Origin of the sequence: Sphingobacterium sp. BS-2, from assembly GCF_046161205.1 — a bacterium.
Classification (GTDB): domain Bacteria; phylum Bacteroidota; class Bacteroidia; order Sphingobacteriales; family Sphingobacteriaceae; genus Sphingobacterium; species Sphingobacterium mizutaii.
This window is the reverse complement of record NZ_JBIXGO010000017.1, coordinates 341,535-362,384: the sequence shown is the minus strand read 5'-3', so window position 1 is coordinate 362,384 and position 20,850 is coordinate 341,535. Positions and strand designations below refer to the sequence as shown.

The window sequence follows — 20,850 nt, the reverse complement described above, 5'->3', positions numbered from 1 at the left end:
ATTATTTTAGCAGACATAGCACGTTAGCCTGGAAGTCGCGCAAAAACGATGTTCGATTAATCGAACATCGTTTTTGCATTACCCCTATATTGTTTACCATCCATGCTAAAATAATTCATCCCCCGCTGGGGATGTATGGCGGATAAAAAATATTCTTCTGGTAAATAAATATAGGTCTAAACCAAAAAACACAGATTTAACAAACGTGTCATAGGTACGCAGGAAGTTTCTCGAAACCATACAAACCATTTTGAATTGGTAAACAATCCTACAAACCACGTTAACAACCATGGGGTCATCCTGACGCAGGAAGGATCTCGGAACAATACAAACCATTTTTGTAGTGGCGTACAGTTCTTCAACGACGTTAACCACGGTGGGGTCATCCTGACGCAGGAAGGATCTCGGAACCATGCAATCCATTTTTGTATTGGCAAACAATCCTCCAAACCACGTTAACAACGAAGGGGTCATCCTGACGCAGGAAGGATCTCAGAACAATACAAACCATTTTTGTATTAGCGTACAGGTCCTAAATCTTCGATTTAGGATGACAAAATGTAGTGGGCATTTACGTACAGATTCTTCACTAATCGTTCAGAATTGGATATACCTGAGAGGGATTCAGAGAGGATCGAAGAATCTATTTTTTTATTTTTTTTAAGGATTGCTGTCATCTCGAATCGTAAGATGAGAGAACTATTTTTTATTGTTTTATTGTCATAATGGGGATTCGTAGCAAAATATTTCACCCCTTCTAGGGGCTTTCAACCATTCAACCTAATTACCATTATTCTCATTCATCCAATCCCAAATCCTTAATCTTTTGCAGCAGATTGACCGTCTTATTCACATTGAATTTTTGCATGAGATTCCTACGATGCGTATCTACCGTAAATGGACTGACAAACATGATTTCAGCGATCTGAACTGAACTCAAGCCCTCAGAAAGATATTTTATCACCTCCCTTTCCCGTCGGGTAATTGGCGGGAATTCCTCCGCTAAGTTGACCTTCGAGCTACCCAAACTTTTTTGTGCATTCTGATCCAGATAAACTCCACCTTCATGGATATGGTTAATGGCTTTTACAATTTCATCCATCGCAGCACTTTTGAGCAAATACCCTGAAGCCCCAGCGTTCAGCATCCTAAGGATAACATTCCTATCATCCAAATTACTCAAAGCCAAAACTTGCAGATCAGGATAGACTTCCTTGAACTCCGTACACAGGTCAACTCCATTACCATCTGGCAATTGAATGTCCAACAAGAGGACATCAACTTCAATCTTTGAGATTAAATTCCGCAACTCACTAGCACTGGAAGTAGAGGCAATAATTTCAATAGTCTCGTGTGCGGCAAGATAACTAGTCAATCCTTGGGTAATCAAAGGATGATCATCACAAATAACGGTTCTAATCATAATTTACAATTGACATTCAATAATAATATGCGTTCCTTCAGCAGGTTGGGAATCGATCTTCAATATCCCCCCAATAGATTTTACTCGGGATTCTAGATTATCCAATCCCATGTTTCTCTCTATACTGTCAGGCATAAAGCCCTTCCCATTATCTTCCACTTCAATCATGAGGTAAGCATTTTCTACGGAACATTGCAGCAATATTTTTTTTGCATCAGCATGCCGAACGGCATTGGTAATAAGTTCTTGCACAATTCTATAAATAGATAATTGAAGGTTCTTATCTTTTATTTCCTCCAATCCCTGCCCATAATAGGATATTGGAGTACTACCGGATTGCATGGACCGACAGAAATGTCGGATTGCTTCATCCAGCCCATTCCTCTTCAGGACTGACGGTTCCAAATTTTGCGCTGTATGCCGTAAATCGACTATAACAGTTTCCAGTTCATTGACTACAATGGGCAGATCCTTTTGTTCAGAATCCCTAGCAATCCGTTCCACATTCATCTTTAGCCCTGTAACTCTACCCAATAGGCCATCATGAAGTTCTCTCGCCAGACGCTTTCGCTCCTGTTCCTCCCCATCGACCAAGGCCTTAGCCACATCAATTTCACGTTGTTGTTTGAGAAGAAGGGTATCCTTCATATTCCGCCTTTTCCGGACGTTCCATGCATACCAAATCCAGAGCCCAAAAATACTGGTCAATAGCAGCCCTCCGATCAGGATAGCCCTGTTCAATAAATTGCGGTTTTCGAGAAGTACGATCTCTTGCTCCTTTTCCTTTGTCCTATACCGAGTCTCCAGCTCAGCCATTTGCTTTTTGAAGTCCAATGAACTCAGACTATCACTCATCTGTTTATGCTTGCGGATTAGTTGGTATGCAGCCCCCATATTTCCCAATTTCGCCTCCATTTCCGCAAGATCACTCATCAAACCTAATCGGTTCTTGGTCATGACTGTCCCTCTTGGATCTTGTAATAACTCTTCAAGTTCAATCTTTGCCGCCTGATAATTTTCGATCAAATTATATACAACAACCTTTTCATACTTTAAATAATAGAAATCCCAATAGGAGTTATATTCCTTTGCCCATTCCAGCCCTTTCTCAATACTCCTTAATGCCTCTTTGTAATTTTTCTTATGGATCTGTGACCTCGCTTTATTCTTATAATATACAGCAGCAAACTTCTTATCCTCCAACTTATTCAGCAAACTCTCGGCCTTACTCAAAACCCTTTCTCCTTTTTCTATTTCCTTCATCGAATAGAACAAATCAAACATATTGAGATAGGCAAATAATAGGTTTGCTGATTCCTGTTCAGGAGTTCGGACCAATGAAACCGCCTTTTCAAAATAATCTAAAGCTTTCTGATATTCTTTATTGTTATAGAACACCAATCCTACATCCGTAAAATAACTCAACAGCAGATCGTTATCCCCTGATTTTATGGCAAATGGAATACTATAGGTCAATGTGATATCCAAAAATGACTTATCATTATCAGCCTGTTGCTCCAGCGACCCGTAATTATGCCACAATCTTGCCCGATAGCCATAGGCAGCTGGCCGGTCTATTTTCTTAAGGAATTCTTCAGCCTCTAGATAGAGCTTTTGACTTCTCGGATTGTCATACCCATAGTATATTCCAGCTTCATAAAAAAGATAGATTCCCTGCAAGAAGTCCTTCCCTTCGATCAAAGGCTGTGCTTGTCTTAAGGTTTCAAAGGCTTTTGCTGTATCCCGATAGGACCAATAATCGGAAAGTTTGACCAAGGCATTAAATTTCTCTTCTTTGGTTTTAGCTTGGTTGAGTTTCGATTCTAGAGCTGGAAGTTCCTGTCCACTGGCCATAATATGGAGTAGCAGCAGAAATATGGCGACAATATAGGCTCGAACGACAGGCATAAGTATGCATTAAGATACGTGGATTTTATCAAAAATGTTACGCTAATAATTAAAACTACTTGAAAACTAGTAGAAGGTTTTAGTCAATTTATAGTATTGCTATAAAAATGGGCTGGATTTAACTTTGTATTAAGCTTTAGAAATCGTCAAAAAGAAAAATGCTAACAAGAAAAAATATAAATCCAGGTTTATGAGAACGATAAAATTAATCTTGCCCCTAATAATAGGAATAATTCTTTCCATCTCAGCTTGCAGCAAAGATGACATCATGGGTGCTGATGGCAAAGCGATAAAAAACCTACCTGGTAGTTTGTATTGGTATTTTGCTGGCGAAGTGGGCTATATGGATTTTGGCTCAGGAAAATATAATGACAAATGGATAGGTATTGGCCCTGGTAATTCTAGGTATGATAGTTATGATATCAGTTGGGACAACAAAAAGACCCTGCTGACGATGGATGTTGAAGGCGCCTTTAATTTTACGGAAAGAAGATTTGTGCTTCGCGATAAAGGGGCAAAAATGGACTATAGTTCCTTACAGGATGGAAAAAACGTTTTTGATATCACCTATGAAGCCGATGATATTGAAATTACTGATGCCCATATTTCCCCAAATGAAAAATACCTGGTTTTAGATGCCCAACATTTTGCAGATATGCCAATAACGATCATTGACGCTACAAATGGAAATTTTATCAATTCATGGTATGTGAAGGGAGTGAGTTTCCTGAACTATGGTATCCCGGTCTGGACTGCTGATAATACGGTCTTTTTCAGGGTTGGCAACTCAGTTTTTAAGAGTTCAGCAGCAGATGGCTTTAAGACCGCTCCTAATGTTTTTTCCCAACCAGGCATTAGTTCAGTTACCGTCAATCCACAAGGCACAAAACTGGCATTCCGTAAGGAAAGGCATCTGTGGATGTGCAATATTGATGGCAGCGACATGAAGCAGATCACTACCAGCGAATTGTCAGAAGTGGTAAGCTATGATGGCGAACATAGACCTACCTTCTCCCCTGACGGCAACTACATAGCCTTTACAGGTGCAAGTAAAGGGGGTACACCTTGGAGCGACCATGACTATGCAGATGGATCATGGGTGGCATCTGTAGGTGGTAAGTATGGATACATCGTTATTATTCCTGCCGATGGAAAAATGTATGATCTGGAAAAGAAGGATAGCGGTGCTATTTGGCTCAAACAACCAGATGCAGATTATGCAGGAGTACCTTGTAGTGCGAATCTGATCTGGCGATAAATCAATGTATGATTCAACCTATCTAGGATAGGCTTCTCATAGTAATAAACAAAGTTTCAAAGAAGCAAACAGGCCGTATGGTCTGTTTGCTTTCATTTTTAACAAAAAGAAATACACTTATCAATTGTAACCTAACATATTCTTCATAATCTTTTTATAACATTTCAGATTATCTTATTTTTATACTTTATCAAAACTGATAATATGAGTATCCAAATTGTAATCATCTTTGTATTGGCTCTTCTTTCTGTATCCATCATTGACACTTTAGGACCAATAATCGCTAACAAATTCAAATTCAATTACGCATATTTCATCATCTTTTCATTTGCTACTTATTTTCTGAGTGGCTTTTTTTTATCGATGTTCGCAACGGCCAATACCGTTCTTTTTTTATCAGGAATGGTTGGCTTTTATGATGGAACAGTAGGGGTAGAAATTGCCAAACGCTTCAATGGATACCAAGAGGCAGATTTGAAATTTATCGAAACAAAGAAAAACATACTTGGGATAGTTTCATTCTGTCTAGCCCTTATTTTTGGCGGATTGGGCAGATTCCTTTATACCTTAATGATTGGATAGCTCTTTAAATCCTCTTTAATCCCAATATTTTCTCTAAAAATACCTACCAATAGGTATTTCCATCCACTATTTATTCCTGTATTTTAGAATAGGTTAAAATACACTTTGTGTATTGCAAACCAACAACCAATTATTACGATCACTTACACTAATGGCAAGCTATAATTGCCAATACCTAATTATTCCTGAATATGAAATGGCCCTTCTTTCTTTTCCTTATTCTTCCAATGCTTTCATTTGGACAAAATCCTCCCAAACCCAATATTCAGCCAACTTATGCTGATGCTGTATATCTTGCAGAATTGGAAAATCTGGTAAAAACAAAAAAAGTTTCAAACTTACGCTCCTTTTCAGAGGAAATAAAATCCGTCTTAGCAAGGTATAATATCAATGAAAAAAATGCAGATCACATACAAAACCCATTTTTACAGGATTTATTAGATGCAATAAAGATTCAGCCTTCGGTGGAACAGAAGATTTCTGAACTAACTACTAAAGCTAATCAAGATAAGGATAAGGGCAGTAATCTTTCAGCGAAATCTAAGGACGTAGATGTTAAGGCAATTGGGTTAAATACAGCTCCAGGATTTGGTTGGGAAGCAGCAGTAATCAATGGCCTTTCAACCTTTATGGCCAATCGATTCAAACAAGAAGTTATATATTATGGATTAAATAAACTATTTGACCAGATCTCTGCCAAAGAAGAGCAGATATTCGATGCCTTACTCCCAGAAACTTATCAAGAAACCAAAAGGTTATATGATCTAAAAAGTTATTATAGTGCAGATTTGATATTCCTAAGACAGGTGGTCGATAATGACCTTGGCAATATCCATAAAAGGCTGGCCAGTGAAGCTTATCGGGTTTTTCCAAGGATTCCGCCTCAAGGTGCGGACATCCTAAAAATTGCAGCCAATTTACACGCTGACTTAGGCACTGGGATTTCACTACCTGGCATATTTCAAAAATTAAACAGTGAAATCTACCATGATCAGGAAATTGCTAAAGCAATCGCCATAAATCACCTATTATCAGAAGCCTTGAGAGATACTGTTGGAGGAAAGAGTACTTGGATCAATTTCAACCAACTAAACATCACTAATCCAAATTATAAGACCAAAAGATATTTTATCGGCCTCCTAAATGAACAATTTAAACCCTATTCCTATAAATATGACATCTATCGCTTTGAAAATTCTATAAAACAATTATTGTTCTATTTTGATGAGTTAAATGCTGCAAGCCAGTTTATTGCCAAAAACAATTATTATCTCAATACCGAACAGGGTCTGGCCCTTTTAGGAATGCTCCAATCCTCATTTTCAACATTCTTGAAATCAGGCATTGCAGAAGATATTTTCTATTTAAACAAAGAATATCTCACCTTCTTTTCAAATTATCAGAACTTCGCCTCCTCATTAGTCCGACGAGATTACCAAAAAGCCCTAGTAAGCATCTTAAGCCAAATGAAAGAGTACCTACCAGAAGATGATGAAAATAAATATCGTAGATCCCTCATCTTTATGGTCCAACTTGCGGAAACAAAAGATGATAAGGATATGGAACAATTGCTGGAAGCCTACGCCCTGCCCATCGGAGGAAGTTCTATCAAAAGAAATAGCAATTTCAATGTCAGTTTGAATGGATATGTTGGACTAACTGCCGGAAACGAGATAGCCTATGGTTCCGAAAACCAAGCAAAGACCAATATCGGATTAGCAGCCCCCATTGGCGTATCGATCAATTTTAATAAAAATTTCACTGTATTTGCCAGCATCATTGATCTAGGAACCCTAGTCAATGTCCGCTTGAACAATGACACCACCTTCTTTTCCAACCTAAAATTTGAACATTTCCTAGCCCCAGGAATAGGGCTCTATTATAACTTTAAAAATTCGCCAATTACCCTTGGAGCTCATTATAATTATATTCCAAACCTAAGAACCATCAAGATCGGAAATGGAGAAGCTGCTATCGCTGAAAAGAATATTTCAGTCTCGAGGTTCAATGTTTCTTTATTGGTGGATATTCCATTTTTCACTCTTTACAATAAATAAAATTGACTTAAGCTAACAGACTTGTCAAATAATTGGCAATTATTCCTTGACCTTATTCGAGGCATATTCGGAAAACGCCGAACTGGATAAAATAATTCTCGAACATGTCTCGAATAAGTCTCGAAGCAGGTCAGGATAATAACCTGATTAATAATTGAATGTTAAGGGGCTGGAGACCATATTTTTCTATTTCTCAAAGGAACATCGTGCGGCATCTCGGCTTCGGTGGATAACCGTCGAGATGAACATCCATTGTACCTTAGATGAACATCGAGCGGCATCTCGGCTTCGATAACCGTCGAGATGAACATCGAGATGCCAATATTTCTCTGTTACTTTTGGAGCACAAAAGTAAACAAACCGACGAAGGAGCTCACGGATACCAAAGACAACTCGAATCCGTAACGCTTCGGCCCATTTAAGGTGGCTTTTCGCACAACCCATAGCACATGGATAGAATGCCTTGTTGTCGGGAATATCTTTCAATAGATCATCCCTTTTGATAGGATGATCTTTTGAAAGCATTCCAAGGCCAATCCCATCGCACAGGGCATCGGCATTTTATCCATTTTTCCGCCAAGGAAATGAGCCGGAGGCTAAAGGGCTTCCTGCGGAAGGAAGATGTTTGTATTTTTAGGGAACCCCTAGCGGGGGTGAAATCTTTGTAGAAAAAAAATTAGATTGCAATACGGAAAACCCACCGCGTGGGTGAAATATTTTTCAATCCCTTTTTAGTGTCACCCTGAGGCCCCGCCGAAGGGTCTCGGAACTATTCACAATCATTTGAAAGGTTCTCTCATCTTACGATTCGAGATGACAAGATTCTTTAAAAAAAATAATAAATAGATTCTTCGCTGCGCTCTGAATCCCTCTCTGGGACACTTCCAATTCTGAACGAATAGTGAAGAATCTGTATGTAAATGTCCATTACATTTTGTCATCCTCTATCGAAGATAGAGGACCTGTACGCCAATACAATCATTGTTTGTATATTTCTGAGAAACTTCGTGCCTTAGTTTTACACCGGAATAGAAATGCTGTTTTGCGAATTACTGCCCTGGAAGGGCAGAATTATTTTAGCAATGGGTTCAAACAATATAGGGCTAATGCAAAAACGATGTTCGATTAATCGAACATCGTTTTTGCGCGACTTCCAGGCTAACGTGCCATGTCTGCTAAAATAATGGAACCCCAAAAGGGGTTCTATATTTAAAAAATAAAAAAGCTAATTTATTTTCATTGCCAACATGCTGTCATCACCTTCCAATAAATTTAATGCAAATTTTTCCTTCTCAACATGACCCTAAGGTTGTGCACGTGGTGTGAAGAAATATACGCCAATACCTCCATCCTTTGTACAGCTCCGAGATCCTTCCTGCGTCAGGATGACCCCAGAGTTGTGCACGTGGTTTGAAGGACCTGTACGCCAATGCAATCATTGTCTGTATAGTTCTGAGAAACTTCGTGCCTCAGTTTGACACCCGAATAGAAATGCTTTTTTGCGACAAACTGCCCCTCTTAACATCCTCTTTGAATAAAAAAATGAGAAACACCAGATCTATTCCAAACCAAAAAGGGCTTTCTTCAGACCAAGAGCCGCCAATTCTGTTGAAAATTTTACTGCAGGGATATGATCCAAAGGATTTAACAAACCATAATCATGGATAAACCCATTATAAGTTTGAATGGTGGTAGGTACTCCTGCTTCATCCAATTTTCTTGCATAGGCTAAGCCTTCATCGAAAAGAATATCATTCTCTGCTAATTGAACCAATGCTGGAGGTAATCCTTTTAATTCCTCGATACTGGCATTGAAAGGGGTAGCATAGTATTCTTTTCTTTTACTTTCCTCGGGCAAATAGTTATCCCACATCCATTTCATCATATTGGAGGTCAAGAACCTTCCTTCTGCATATTTCTTCCAGGAATCTCTGCTGAAATCTGCATCGGTCACTGGCCATAATAGCAATTGGAACTTAATCTTGGGTCCGCCTTTATCCTTTGCCATCAGGCAGGTTACTGCGGTCATATTGCCGCCAACGCTATTTCCAGCAATGGCTAGATTTGATCCATCGACTCCGATTTCATCACCATTCTCCGCAACCCATTTTGTAGCAGCATAGATTTCATTGATGGCAACAGGGTATTTTGCTTCTGGTGAAGGCGTATAGTCAACAAAGACAGCTGCTGCGCCAGAATTAACCACCAAATCCCGAACCAAACGCCTATGGGTTGGGTAATCTCCTAAAATCCAGCCGCCACCGTGGATAAATATAAATACGGGCAGCTTTTTATCTTTGGACTTCTCTGGTTTAACGATATGTATATTGACCTTAATACCATCTTGGCTAATTTCTCTTTCCGATTCTGAAATCCCTGAATAGTCCACCTTTACGGATTTTTGAGCATCAACCAAGACTTGACGTGCATCTTCAGGAGACAGCGTCTCCAATGGCTCGCCACCGCTATTGTTGAGGCCATCTAAAAATTCACGGATTTGAACTATGATTTGTGGGTCTTTCTCTGCTTTTCTTTCTGACATAGTAATAGTGTTAAGATTTAAAAAATTAGGGTTACGAAGGAAACATCGTAACAATTAGAATATATATACAACAAACAATCGGGCAAACTGTTGCAGAAAGCTGTTAATTACTGATTTCGAGGCTATTCATAACATGATGGTGCAGGATGGTCCTTGGGAATTATTTATTAACTTTAGTTAAACCCGGTCAGCAATAAAGGACCAATCATGTATAAACCAACTAGTCAAAAGATTTTTTCCTTCCATAAATCCGCATGCCTTATGCTGGGCTTTATGCTTTTGTTTTTCATAGTTTCAGCCCAAGAAGTTGTGGTTGAAACCCAGGAAATGACTAATACTGAAGCAGAGCCTAGGTGGGGTTGGGTATTTTTAGGGAGACTACACCCGATGCTGGTCCATTTTCCGGTTGCCCTGATTTTGGTTGCTGGCTTTATGGAGCTTGCGAAGCTCCGCAGCTTTCAATCCAATCTAAGGACAGGAACGAATTGGTTAATTTATATTGGGGCAGTTTCGGCTGTCCTTGCAGCTGGATTAGGGTTATTCTTGGCCAATACAGGTACATATTCTGGGGAAACATTTGAATGGCATCAATGGTCCGGTATCAGCACCGCCGTTTTTGGAGCCATTAGCGCTCTTGTTCTCCTGCAGATCATGAAGCATGATAAAAAAGGATTGATCCCCATATATCGCACTTCGCTCCTCTTGACGGTCTTAAGTATTTTTATGGCAGGCCATTTTGGTGGATCCTTAACCCATGGACAGGATTATCTACTGAGCACTACGCCTTGGGCGCCTCAAGATGAGAACTTAGCTGAAATTGCAGGTGGAGTATCATCTGCAGAGTTTGATTTCGCCTCTTTTTCCACTGAATCCGATAGCTTAACAACCGAACAGCAGGTCAACTTGAACCTAGCGGTACGGACGATATTTGCCCACCATTGTTTTCAATGCCATGGTAGTGATAAAACCGAAGGAGAGTTACGCCTAGACCAAAAGGATATGGTCTTCAAGGGCGGTGAGTCTGGACCAGTCATACTACCTGGAGATTCAGAACACAGTGAATTGCTCCGTAGGGTTTCTCTCCCTCCCGGTCATAAAGAAGCGATGCCAGGCAAAGGAAAACCACTGGGAGAAAAGGATATTGCTATTATCAAATTATGGATCGATAAAGGTGCGCCTTGGCCAGATAATATTAAAGGAATTTTTCCAAATGCGCCATTGGAACCGCGAAAACCAGAATTACCAGCCGTTGTTGCAGGAATGGAAAATCCTGTTGACCGCTTGGTGAATGCTTATTTTAAGAAAAATGGAATACAGTGGCAAAAACCTGTGGACGATCGCACCTATATCCGTAGGGTGTATTTCGATCTCATCGGTTTACCACCTACTGATCAGGAAATCAAGAGTTTTGTAGCCGATGCTAATTCTGAAAAGCGGGAGAAACTGGTCACTAGCCTCCTTGCTAAGGATCGAGAATACGCAACGCATTGGACAACCTTCTGGAACGATCTATTACGAAATGATTATTCTGGAACAGGCTATATCACTGGAGGGCGCTTCAATATTTCTGATTGGTTATTTAAATCTCTGCAAACCAACAAGCCTTATAAACAATTTGCTATGGAATTGCTGGATCCTACGGAAGAGTCCAAAGGTTTTATCAAAGGAATTGCTTGGAGGGGTGCAGTCAATAGCAGCCAGACCACCGCTATGCAGGCCGCGCAAAATGTTTCCCAGGCCTTATTGGGGGTCAACCTGAAATGTGCTTCTTGCCATGATAGCTTTGTGAGTGATTGGAAATTAGATGATGCCTATGCATTTGCCAATATATTTTCTGAAGAACAGCTGGAAATCAACCGCTGTGATATCCCTACTGGAAAAATGGCGGATACCCGGATTTTATGGCCAGAATTAGGAACCATCAGCAAAACCGGGACTGTACAGGAAAAATCTAAAGAATTATCCCAACTCCTGACCCAACCTGAAAATGGCAGACTCTACCGGACTTTGGTGAACCGGATATGGGCGCAATTAATGGGTAGAGGAATCGTGTCTCCAACGGATGAAATGGACAAAAAGCCATGGAGCGCTGATCTATTGGATTGGATGGCAGTCAATTTTGTGGAAGAGGGCTATGATATCAAAAAATTACTGTATCTGATCACTACTTCGAAAACCTATCAACAACCTTCTATTGGATTGGAAGATCAGAGTGCGATCAATGCGCCAAACTTTGTCTTCAGGGGTATATTAAAAAAGAAACTCACTGCCGAACAATTTTCGGATGCCTTAAGTACGGTAGTATCTCCGGTATATACGGTAGATGCCCTGAAATACAATCCACTTGCAGATCCTAAAGCCTATATGGATGCCTCCACTTTTGTAAGGGCAGCCTTGGTCCAAAACGATCCATTCTTAACGGCCTTAGGGCGACCAAGCCGGGAAAACGTAATCAGCGTGCGTGAGGGGCATGTCACTCTCTTGCAAGCCATGGAATTGACAAATGGAACTAAATTAAACGAGACTTTGATTCAAGGAGCCAAGAAATGGCTGGCGCAATACAAAGACCCTAATGAATTGACCCAAGCTATATATGGACAAACTTTGGGAAGAAAGCCTAGTGCGGATGAATTAAAGATTGCCAATAAATTATTTGAAGGAAAGCTGGAAGAAGGTTCTGTGCAGGAACTTCTTTGGGCAATCGTATTACTCCCAGAATTTCAATTTATTGAATAAAAACAGATGGGATAAATGAATCAATCATGAAACTGAATTATAACCGAAGGGATTTCTTGAGGACGGCAGGTGTAGGAACCTTGGCGGCATTAGCTGCTGGTTCTCCCCTTTCTGCCTTGTTATCCTCCTGTTCGGGCAGCGGAACAGCCACCGCCGATTCTGTGATCCTGCTTTGGATGGCAGGTGGAATGGCACATACCGAAACCTTCGACCCCAAACGCTATACGCCTTATGAAAAAGGCTTGGACTCCAATAAGGTGCTGAGCACTTTCAAGTCTATACCAACGGCATTGGATGGAATCGAATTTTCGGAAGGCTTGGAATCGATTGCTGCCTTGATGGACAAAGGCACATTGATTCGCTCCTATATGGCGGCGGATTTAGGCCATATTCTACATTCTAGGCATCAATACCATTGGCATACCTGTTATGAACCACCCCAAACGGTGGCTGCACCACATATTGGTTCATGGATCGCGCAGGAATTGGGTCCAAAAAACCCGGTAATCCCTGCTTTCATCAATATTGGACAACGCATGACCGTGGGTGAAGCGGAAGAACTCAAGGCATTCCATACTGCCGGTATATTAGGCAGTGAATTTGGTCCCTTCATGATTCCTGATCCCTCTTCTGGATTGGACTCCGTTAAACCGCCTGCAGGGATGTCCTTCAGTAGGTTCGAGCGTAGAAACCAACTTTATAATGAACTCTTAGGGAAAAATGCCATTGGCGACCTAGGCAGTGATTACCAAAAGGAATCCTTTAAACGTTCGATGGAACAGGCCTATAGATTACTTAAATCTCCTGAGGCGAAGGCTTTTGATTTATCTGAGGAACCGAAGGAAACTTACGACATCTATAATACAGGAAAATTTGGCTTAGGTTGCCTGATGGCGCGCCGTTTGGTTGAACAAGGGGCACGCTTTATTTCGGTTACCAGTGAATATGAACCGTTCATGGGTTGGGATACCCATGAAAACGGCCATACCAGAGCCAAGGACATGAAGAAATTGATCGATGCACCCATCGCCCAATTATTGAAAGACCTAGAGCGTTCTGGCCACTTGGACCGCACCTTGGTAATATTAGCCAGTGAGTTCAGCCGCGATATGGTGATGGAAGGTAGGCCTGGTGCAGAAGTGCTGCATCAAGTTGATCAACCTGATATTATCAATGATATCAAGAACTATGGCATGCACAGGCACTTTACAGATGGAAGCTCCATCCTCATGTTTGGTGGCGGAGTCAAAAAAGGCTTTGTATATGGCAAAACGGCTGATGAAAGGCCCTGCAAAACAATAGAAAAACCAATTCGGATTGAAAGAATCCATCAATCTATCTACCATGCCCTTGGCATCGATCCGCAAAAAAATGTGGTGGTGGAAGGAAGACCTTTCTACACAACTCCCGACGGTGTGCATAAGGCAGAATTAGAGCTATTTATATAAAAAAAGCCATGATGGATTTTCATCATGGCCTGTATATTTTAGGGAGCTTCTATCGTTGATAGACCCTGACGTAATCGATAACATACCTTTGTGGAAATAAACTATCGTCTATTCCTTTCTGCCCACCGAGACCTCCTCCTATTGCCAAATTAAGGAGCAAGTGAAATTTTTGGTCAAATGGCCATTCTGCTGCTGTTTTCCCTTCATTCTTAAATGTGAAATAGAGTTTTTTATCCGCATAGATCTTGATCTCATTGGCATCCCATTCCAAAACATAGGTATAAAATTTCTTGTGGGCGTCTGGCAGGTATGTTGATTTTCCTTTTTGGGTACCGATGACATGGTTATAGCTTTCGGTATGGACCGTACCCAAGACAGAATCAGGATGGGAGCCTATATATTCCATGATATCGATCTCGCCACTCTTTGGCCAACCACCATAAGTATCTGCGGAAGGCATCATCCAGATAGCAGGCCATGTACCGCGTCCAGTGGGTACCTTTGCCCTGATTTCAAAACGCCCATATTTCCAATCTCCTTTATGGATGGTCCTCAATCTCGCTGAGGTATATTTCTTGCCGCCTGCATCCTGTCGTTTGGCCGTAATCGTCAAATAACCTTTTTTGACATAAGCATTGGAGGTATCATGAGCGGTATAATGTTGGGCTTCGTTATTACCCCAATCATAGGCATTCCCTTTGGTATCAAAACTCCATTTTGTGGAATCTGGTAAACCTTCGTAATTGAATTCATCTTGCCAGACTAATTTCCATTTCTTGTTCTTCTTTTCCATTTTCTGGGAAAAGACAGTGCTGCTAATGCAGGAAAAAAGAAGGAGTATTTCAATGTGGAGTGAGTTTTTCATAGCGCTGTAATTTGCTATAACAAACATACGCAAAGTATCCTTCCTTTTTAAGAAGCGAAATTATTCCCCATCCTATTGATGAAGTTACTCGGTCGCAATCCAAAATGTTTATGGAAATCCCTAGAGAAGTTGGACTGTTCCGAATAGCCCACCATACTGGCAATTTGGGAAACGGTAAATTGGCGGAGCATGATTAATTCAGCTGCCTTTTCCAATTTCACCAACTTTATGATTTCATTGGGTTTGAGGTCAGAGAACTTACTGACCTTTCGATAGAGGGTAGGCCTACTCATATGCATCAATTCGGCTAAGAGATCGACAGTCATATCCGCTTCGGCAATATGCTCTTCAACGATAGTATACAATTTTTCTAAAAAATAATCAGAAGTATCAGCCTCTAGATCTGTTCTATTTCCAACAATGGAAAGGTTGCTGAAATATTCCCTTATCATCTGCCGATTGAACAATAAATTTTCAATTTGCACCAAAAGATATTCCAATGAAAATGGTTTCTCGATACAGACATCGGCTCCATGTCGCAATACTTCAATCTTCAGGTCGTAACCACGTTGCTCGGTAAGAAAGATCAAAGGAATATGACAATGCATAGGATCAGATTTGATTCGCTCACATAATTGAATCCCCTGCATTTCAGGCGACAAAATCTCTGCAATAACCAGCTGAATATTGTTTTTTAACAAAATCTGCTCAGCTTCCTCCATATTTTCTGCACGTAGGATGATATACCCACTCTTTAATTCTTTGAATAGGTAGGCCAATAATTCCTTATCACTTTCCAGCAATAGAATCTGCGGTTTTTGAAGTTCAGCATTGATCAGATCAGATCCCTCGGTAGTGGAATTCCAAGAGTTTTTTTTGATTAAGCAAGGTTTATTAAACTGTACAGATATCGGCTTCATAAAATTAGTAATGTTTATAAATAAGTTTAATAGTTTAATCTAGGTCTAATCCTAATTTACAAAAAAAACAACAATTAATCAAAGTTTATCATTCAGCCACTTTTATGACAAACATTAACAAAAAGTTAATTAGAAGACACATTGAGACGAAATGATATAAAATTGAGACGATTTGACGTCAGAGAAAGACCTACTTTATTGACTTTTACATCAACAGAACTAATCAAATATGAACCACTCTATCCGCATGGACTATGCCCGGAATTTTATTTCGTGGCGATCCAAATTACGAAAGCCAATCTTACAGCAAGAAGCCCGAGGAGAAAACCCAAGTCGACAATCTAATTGACATAGATTGCAGCATGCTTAGGTTAAGGAGCTCCTCAATAAATTACTAAACCTTAAAACACAAACATTAGAAACAACCGTATGAAAAAGACTTTACTTAAAAAGTACCTGGTTACTATTATGGTTATCCTGCTATCGATTCCTGTTTTTTCACAAGAAAAGAACATTACTGGCTCGGTTAAAAATGAAGCTGGTGAAGCTTTAGCTGGAGCTACCATCCGAGTAAAAGGAACATCATTAGCTGTAACCACAGATAATCTGGGTGCTTTCAATTTAGCAGTTCCTAACGCTGCAACCGCATTAGAAGTATCCTTTGTGGGATACCAAAGCAAAGAAGTTGCTATAGCGGGCGAGCATATTGATATCCAACTGCAATCATCTTCTGATCAGGGATTGGATGAGGTCGTAGTAATTGGCTATGGAACCGCAAGGAAGAAAGATTTAACTGGTTCGTTGGTCACTATTCAAGCCAAGAACTTTAACAAAGGTTTGATGACCGCCCCTGACCAATTAATCCAAGGTAAGACTCCTGGAGTCATGGTTATCAACAATACTGGCCAACCAGGCGGTTCTGCGACTGTTCGTATTCGTGGAAATTCCTCTATACGCGCCAGTAACAATCCTTTATTTGTATTAGATGGAGTACCGATGTCTGGAAATTCACCACTTCCTGCAGGTCGTGGAGGCTTTTCTTCGGACCGTGGAAATCCCTTGACTTACTTGAATCCTAGTGACATCGCCAGCATGGACATCTTGAAAGATGCTTCGGCAACGGCTATTTATGGATCTAGAGGTGCGAATGGTGTAGTTATCATTACCACCAAGAAAGGTGTAGCTGGTGAACCAGTAGTTCAAATTGGAGCGTCTGCCGGTGTATCGGGCATGCGTCAATATCCAGATGTTTTGGATGCGGCAAGATTTAGAGAAGCCTTAAATTATTACACCCCATCTGAAGCAGCTAATTCTGATTTCGGTGGCAATGAGGATGCTTTCAAAGCTATCACTAGACAAGCCATTACACAAAACTACTATGGTGATGTTTCTGGCGGTTCTGAGTATGGTAAATACCGTCTATCGGCTGGATATTTAAACCAGAACGGTATCATCCGTGGTTCCCAACTTAAAAAATACACAGGTAACTTTACTGGGAATTTCAACTTCCTGGAAAATAAAAGATTAGGGTTGGATGTCTCTTTATTCCTTACCCAATTGGATAATAGGTATGCTCCAATCAATGCCATGGTAGGTGCTGAAGGAAATGTGATTTCACAAGCAATGCAATGGAATCCTACCCTACCGATAAGAGATGAAAATGGAAACTTAACTTTTGTCAGTACAACAACAAGAAATCCGCTGACGAGCATTGATGCATTCAAGGATCAATCGACCACAAATACCATGGTTGCCAATCTATCCCCTTATTACAAAATAACTGATGATTTGGAATACCGTTTCATTTACAGTGTTATGCGCCAAACTGGTGCTCGTGAAGGGATGTACCGCGCAGGTCTGATTGACCCTTCTGCTTCAGAGGTCGAGCAAGCATTTATCTCCAATAATGCAGAAACTAACCTGCAAATGACGCATACCCTTTCTTATAACAAGCAAATCAATCCAGATTGGAATATCAATGGTTTGATCGGTTATGAGTTCTTGAACTATAATTACAAGAATAACATGACCTTCGGAGGTGGATTTAAATACATGGGCCTTGATTATTTCGACTATCTGCAATATTCTACTGTGGCTACCCGCGATATTTCATCCTATAAAAGCCCTACCAACGAGCTGCAATCCATGTTCTTAAGGGGAGGTTTCAATTATAAAAACCGTTACTTATTTACAGGAACAGTTCGCCGTGATGGTTCCACCAAATTTGGTTCAAACAATAAATACGCGATCTTCCCGTCCCTAGCGGTTGCTTGGAATGTGAATGAAGAAGAATTCATGCAATCCAATGAGATCTTTGATCAATTGAAGCTTAGATTAGGTTGGGGTAGAACAGGTAACCAAGAGTTCCCATCTGGCGCTTCATTGAATAGGTTTATCTTTGGTAACCAGAGCATCAGCCAAGCCAACTACGGTAATGATGACCTGCGCTGGGAAACTTCATCAACCATCAACGTGGGCTTGGATTTCGCCATCTTGAAAAACAGATTGTACGGATCGATTGACTACTTCAATAAAAAGACCACCGATGCCTTGTTTGAGCAAACCCTTGCCCAACCATCACCTGCCGGATTAATCTGGGTAAACCTGGATGGTGAGATTGTCAATAAAGGTCTTGAAGTTGCCTTGACAGGTACCATCGTAAATACGAACGATTGGACTTGGGACTTGACCGGAAATGCGACTTTCCTACAAAACAGCGTTAGTGGTTTGGTCGGCTATTATGAAACTGGTGCCTTACGTGGACAAGGGTTTACAGGCGTATTAGGCCAAAGAATGGTGAACGGACAACCCTTGAATGTTTGGTATTTAGCACAATATGAGGGGATCGATCCTGATACAGGCATGAGCATGTATCGTGGTCAAGATGGTAGCATCAGCAGCCAAAATGACCCTGCAATCAATAAGTTCTATTCAAACAGTCCGAATCCTACTACACTACTGGGTATTTCTACGAATGTAAGTTATAAGAAACTGACCTTATCGGCGAATATGAACGGAGCTTTTGGCCATTATTTATTCAATAATACTGCAGCAACCGTATTGGGATTGAGTAACCTTTCTTCCAGAAATATCGGAGAACAATTCTTTGATACTTCGGTGAAGGAATCTACTTCCAATTCATCTGCTCCTTCTACACGCTTCTTGGAAAAAGGCGATTATCTGAAGTTAGCTAACCTTTCCTTGAGTTATTCATTGGGCAATATTGGCAAGACCTTCAAGAATTTCAATGTTTCCGTGACTGGACAAAACCTATTTATTTTCACTAAATACACTGGTTTTGACCCTGAAGTCAACACAGACGGATCAACCAATGGTATTCCTTCATTGGGCATTGAATACCTGCCATACCCTCCTGCAAGGAATATTTTATTAGGTGTCAACTTTTCACTGTAATAAGGGAGGATAGCAACATATTATTGGTAACAATAAAACATTAGACAAATGAAATTAAGAACACTATTATATATCGCTTTGGCAGGAACTACGTTTGTTGGGATCCATTCCTGCACGAAACTGAACGAAGAATTTAGAAGTGAAATGGAGGAAGGGGAAGCATCCAACATTAATCCTGCGGAACTTTTGGTCACTGCTTACAACTCACTGAACACGCCATATCAACAAGAACAACGCTGGGTAATGCAAGAGATATCTACAGACGCAGCAATGGCTCCTACCCGCGGTGGCGACTGGGATGATAACGGTATGCACCGTGCCATTCACTTACATACTTGGAATGCGGACAATGGTTATATGAACGGAACCTTTGTGAGCTTAGGTACGGTCATCTATAACGCCGGAACGGTTTTACGCTATAATCCAAATCCTCAACAAGGTGCTGAAGCAAGGTTTGTCCGTGCTTTAGCCATGTTTGATCTATTGGATCTTTATGGCGTGGTGCCTATCCGCGAAGGGGAATCCATTGAAGATTTCAGGATTCCTCCTAATGTGCTACAGCCTCAAGCTGCGATAGATTTTTTGATCAAGGAGATGGAAGAAATCATCAATAGCTTACCGGATAATGGACCTAATTTGGCCTATGTCGCGAATAAGAATGCAGCCAAAACCCTATTGATGAAAGTCTACTTGAACAAAGGTACTTTCTTAAACCGCCAACAGCCAACCTTTGCTGCTGAAGACATGAACAAGGTTATTGCATTGGCAAAAGAAATTACAAGTTCAGGAAAATACACTGTAGCGGCCCCTGGTAAGTACTTTGATAATTTTGCACCTGATAACGATGTGAAATCTACGGAGAACATATTCACGCTATACAACGAAAATGGAGTCCGCGGTGGGAATGTTGATCGTACATGGTATACTATCGCCCATTACAACCTAAATCCAGGGGGATGGAACGGATGGTGTACCCTATCAGACTACTACGACAAATTTGAATCGATAGATGAAAGAAGAGGGATTTACTATAATTACCCTGCGGATACCACATCTAACAGAAAGAAAAACTATGGTAGACAAAATGTGGGATTCTTTGCTGGTCAGCAATACAATTGGACGACCAACAAGCCTTTGATGGCGAGAAACCCTGCGAATGCTCCATTGGTATTTACGCGAGAAGTAACCATCAGGACTTCTGGAGCAACCCTTGAAACAGCTGGAATAAGACCGATGAAATATGCATTTGATTATGCAGTTGATGGACAAAGAAACAACGATTGGGTCGTTTTTAGATATTCTGATGTGCTATTGATGCAGGCAGAGGCTATTTTAAGAGGAGGTACTGGAACTGCTGCGGAGGCTTTGACTATCGTCAATTCCATCCGTTCAAATCGCGGTATTACAGCTTTCCCAAGCTTGACCTTGGAGAACCTGCTTGATGAAAGAGCAAGGGAACTGTATTGGGAAGGTTGGAGAAGACAGGACTTGATCCGTTTTGGGAAATTCTTGGATGCTTGGCAAGAGAAAGCTGCAGATCCAGATCCAAAGACTTTGGTTTATCCTATCCCAAGCCAACAGATCTCAGTGAATCCTAATCTTGTTCAAAATGAAGGGTATTAATTATTAAATAGAAATTTAAGTAGTTAGAGTAATTAGGTTAGTTCAAATAGAAACTCCCCGTACGCCTTGTATCG

13 protein-coding genes are annotated in these 20,850 nt (G+C 40.7%); 7 read left to right on the top strand and 6 right to left on the bottom strand.

Going from position 1 to position 20,850, the window contains the following annotated elements:
• Window positions 1–796: 796 nt before the first annotated feature.
• Together ACK2WI_RS10300 and ACK2WI_RS10295 are read right to left on the bottom strand one after the other, a co-directional pair.
• Window positions 797–1,423: a response regulator gene (locus tag ACK2WI_RS10300; protein ID WP_409150677.1), complete on the bottom strand. Its 627-nt coding sequence runs from the start codon at window positions 1,421–1,423 to the stop codon at window positions 797–799.
• Between the two features lie 3 nt (window positions 1,424–1,426).
• A complete protein-coding gene (locus tag ACK2WI_RS10295; protein WP_409150676.1) occupies window positions 1,427–3,331 on the bottom strand; it encodes an ATP-binding protein in 1,905 nt (634 codons plus the stop codon).
• Window positions 3,332–3,521: 190 nt separating this feature from the next.
• Here ACK2WI_RS10295 and ACK2WI_RS10290 point away from each other — a divergent pair, with 190 nt between their 5' ends.
• The 3 genes from ACK2WI_RS10290 (at window position 3,522) to ACK2WI_RS10280 (ending at window position 7,228) form a co-directional block, all read left to right on the top strand.
• A complete protein-coding gene (locus ACK2WI_RS10290) occupies window positions 3,522–4,589 on the top strand; it encodes a TolB family protein (RefSeq protein WP_409150675.1) in 1,068 nt (355 codons plus the stop codon).
• Window positions 4,590–4,793: 204 nt separating this feature from the next.
• On the top strand, window positions 4,794–5,171 hold the full coding sequence (locus ACK2WI_RS10285; protein WP_093095326.1) for a hypothetical protein: 378 nt from the start codon (window positions 4,794–4,796) through the stop codon (window positions 5,169–5,171).
• 227 nt (window positions 5,172–5,398) lie between these two features.
• Window positions 5,399–7,228, top strand: a complete 1,830-nt coding sequence (locus ACK2WI_RS10280; protein WP_313368218.1) for a hypothetical protein — start codon at window positions 5,399–5,401, stop codon at window positions 7,226–7,228.
• A gap of 186 nt (window positions 7,229–7,414) precedes the next feature.
• Here the strand turns inward: ACK2WI_RS10280 and ACK2WI_RS10275 are convergent, their stop codons facing one another.
• Both ACK2WI_RS10275 and ACK2WI_RS10270 read right to left on the bottom strand, forming a co-directional pair.
• The gene (locus ACK2WI_RS10275; RefSeq protein ID WP_409150674.1) at window positions 7,415–7,753 is read right to left on the bottom strand and encodes a hypothetical protein; all 339 of its coding nucleotides are present in this window, start codon (window positions 7,751–7,753) and stop codon (window positions 7,415–7,417) included.
• A gap of 1,033 nt (window positions 7,754–8,786) precedes the next feature.
• Window positions 8,787–9,770 carry an alpha/beta hydrolase gene (locus tag ACK2WI_RS10270; RefSeq protein WP_409150673.1) on the bottom strand — a complete coding sequence of 328 codons (984 nt, stop codon included), beginning with the start codon at window positions 9,768–9,770 and terminating at the stop codon, window positions 8,787–8,789.
• Between the two features lie 327 nt (window positions 9,771–10,097).
• On the opposite strand from ACK2WI_RS10270, the gene ACK2WI_RS10265 reads away from it, so the two are divergent.
• Together ACK2WI_RS10265 and ACK2WI_RS10260 are read left to right on the top strand one after the other, a co-directional pair.
• The gene (locus ACK2WI_RS10265) at window positions 10,098–12,506 is read left to right on the top strand and encodes a DUF1549 domain-containing protein (RefSeq protein WP_409150672.1); all 2,409 of its coding nucleotides are present in this window, start codon (window positions 10,098–10,100) and stop codon (window positions 12,504–12,506) included.
• 26 nt (window positions 12,507–12,532) lie between these two features.
• On the top strand, window positions 12,533–13,954 hold the full coding sequence (locus tag ACK2WI_RS10260) for a DUF1501 domain-containing protein (RefSeq protein ID WP_409150671.1): 1,422 nt from the start codon (window positions 12,533–12,535) through the stop codon (window positions 13,952–13,954).
• A 49-nt stretch (window positions 13,955–14,003) separates the two neighbouring features.
• Here ACK2WI_RS10260 and ACK2WI_RS10255 read toward each other — a convergent pair whose 3' ends face one another.
• Together ACK2WI_RS10255 and ACK2WI_RS10250 are read right to left on the bottom strand one after the other, a co-directional pair.
• Window positions 14,004–14,819, bottom strand: a complete 816-nt coding sequence (locus ACK2WI_RS10255; RefSeq protein WP_409150670.1) for a family 16 glycosylhydrolase — start codon at window positions 14,817–14,819, stop codon at window positions 14,004–14,006.
• A gap of 47 nt (window positions 14,820–14,866) precedes the next feature.
• The gene (locus ACK2WI_RS10250) at window positions 14,867–15,739 is read right to left on the bottom strand and encodes a DNA-binding response regulator (RefSeq protein WP_312697727.1); all 873 of its coding nucleotides are present in this window, start codon (window positions 15,737–15,739) and stop codon (window positions 14,867–14,869) included.
• Window positions 15,740–16,168: 429 nt separating this feature from the next.
• Here ACK2WI_RS10250 and ACK2WI_RS10245 point away from each other — a divergent pair, with 429 nt between their 5' ends.
• Window positions 16,169–19,153 (top strand): SusC/RagA family TonB-linked outer membrane protein, encoded by a 2,985-nt coding sequence (locus ACK2WI_RS10245; protein WP_409150669.1) that lies wholly within the window; start codon window positions 16,169–16,171, stop codon window positions 19,151–19,153.
• A 48-nt stretch (window positions 19,154–19,201) separates the two neighbouring features.
• Window positions 19,202–20,776 carry a RagB/SusD family nutrient uptake outer membrane protein gene (locus tag ACK2WI_RS10240; RefSeq protein WP_409150668.1) on the top strand — a complete coding sequence of 525 codons (1,575 nt, stop codon included), beginning with the start codon at window positions 19,202–19,204 and terminating at the stop codon, window positions 20,774–20,776.
• The last annotated feature ends 74 nt before the right edge of the window (window positions 20,777–20,850 follow it).

Coding starts and splice junctions, on each gene's coding strand:
- ACK2WI_RS10300 (WP_409150677.1), bottom strand. CDS start 1,423: ATGATTAGAACCGTTATTTGTGATGATCATCCTTTGATTACCCAAGGA.
- ACK2WI_RS10295 (WP_409150676.1), bottom strand. CDS start 3,331: ATGCCTGTCGTTCGAGCCTATATTGTCGCCATATTTCTGCTGCTACTC.
- ACK2WI_RS10290 (WP_409150675.1), top strand. CDS start 3,522: ATGAGAACGATAAAATTAATCTTGCCCCTAATAATAGGAATAATTCTT.
- ACK2WI_RS10285 (WP_093095326.1), top strand. CDS start 4,794: ATGAGTATCCAAATTGTAATCATCTTTGTATTGGCTCTTCTTTCTGTA.
- ACK2WI_RS10280 (WP_313368218.1), top strand. CDS start 5,399: ATGCTTTCATTTGGACAAAATCCTCCCAAACCCAATATTCAGCCAACT.
- ACK2WI_RS10275 (WP_409150674.1), bottom strand. CDS start 7,753: ATGCTTTCAAAAGATCATCCTATCAAAAGGGATGATCTATTGAAAGAT.
- ACK2WI_RS10270 (WP_409150673.1), bottom strand. CDS start 9,770: ATGTCAGAAAGAAAAGCAGAGAAAGACCCACAAATCATAGTTCAAATC.
- ACK2WI_RS10265 (WP_409150672.1), top strand. CDS start 10,098: ATGACTAATACTGAAGCAGAGCCTAGGTGGGGTTGGGTATTTTTAGGG.
- ACK2WI_RS10260 (WP_409150671.1), top strand. CDS start 12,533: ATGAAACTGAATTATAACCGAAGGGATTTCTTGAGGACGGCAGGTGTA.
- ACK2WI_RS10255 (WP_409150670.1), bottom strand. CDS start 14,819: ATGAAAAACTCACTCCACATTGAAATACTCCTTCTTTTTTCCTGCATT.
- ACK2WI_RS10250 (WP_312697727.1), bottom strand. CDS start 15,739: ATGAAGCCGATATCTGTACAGTTTAATAAACCTTGCTTAATCAAAAAA.
- ACK2WI_RS10245 (WP_409150669.1), top strand. CDS start 16,169: ATGAAAAAGACTTTACTTAAAAAGTACCTGGTTACTATTATGGTTATC.
- ACK2WI_RS10240 (WP_409150668.1), top strand. CDS start 19,202: ATGAAATTAAGAACACTATTATATATCGCTTTGGCAGGAACTACGTTT.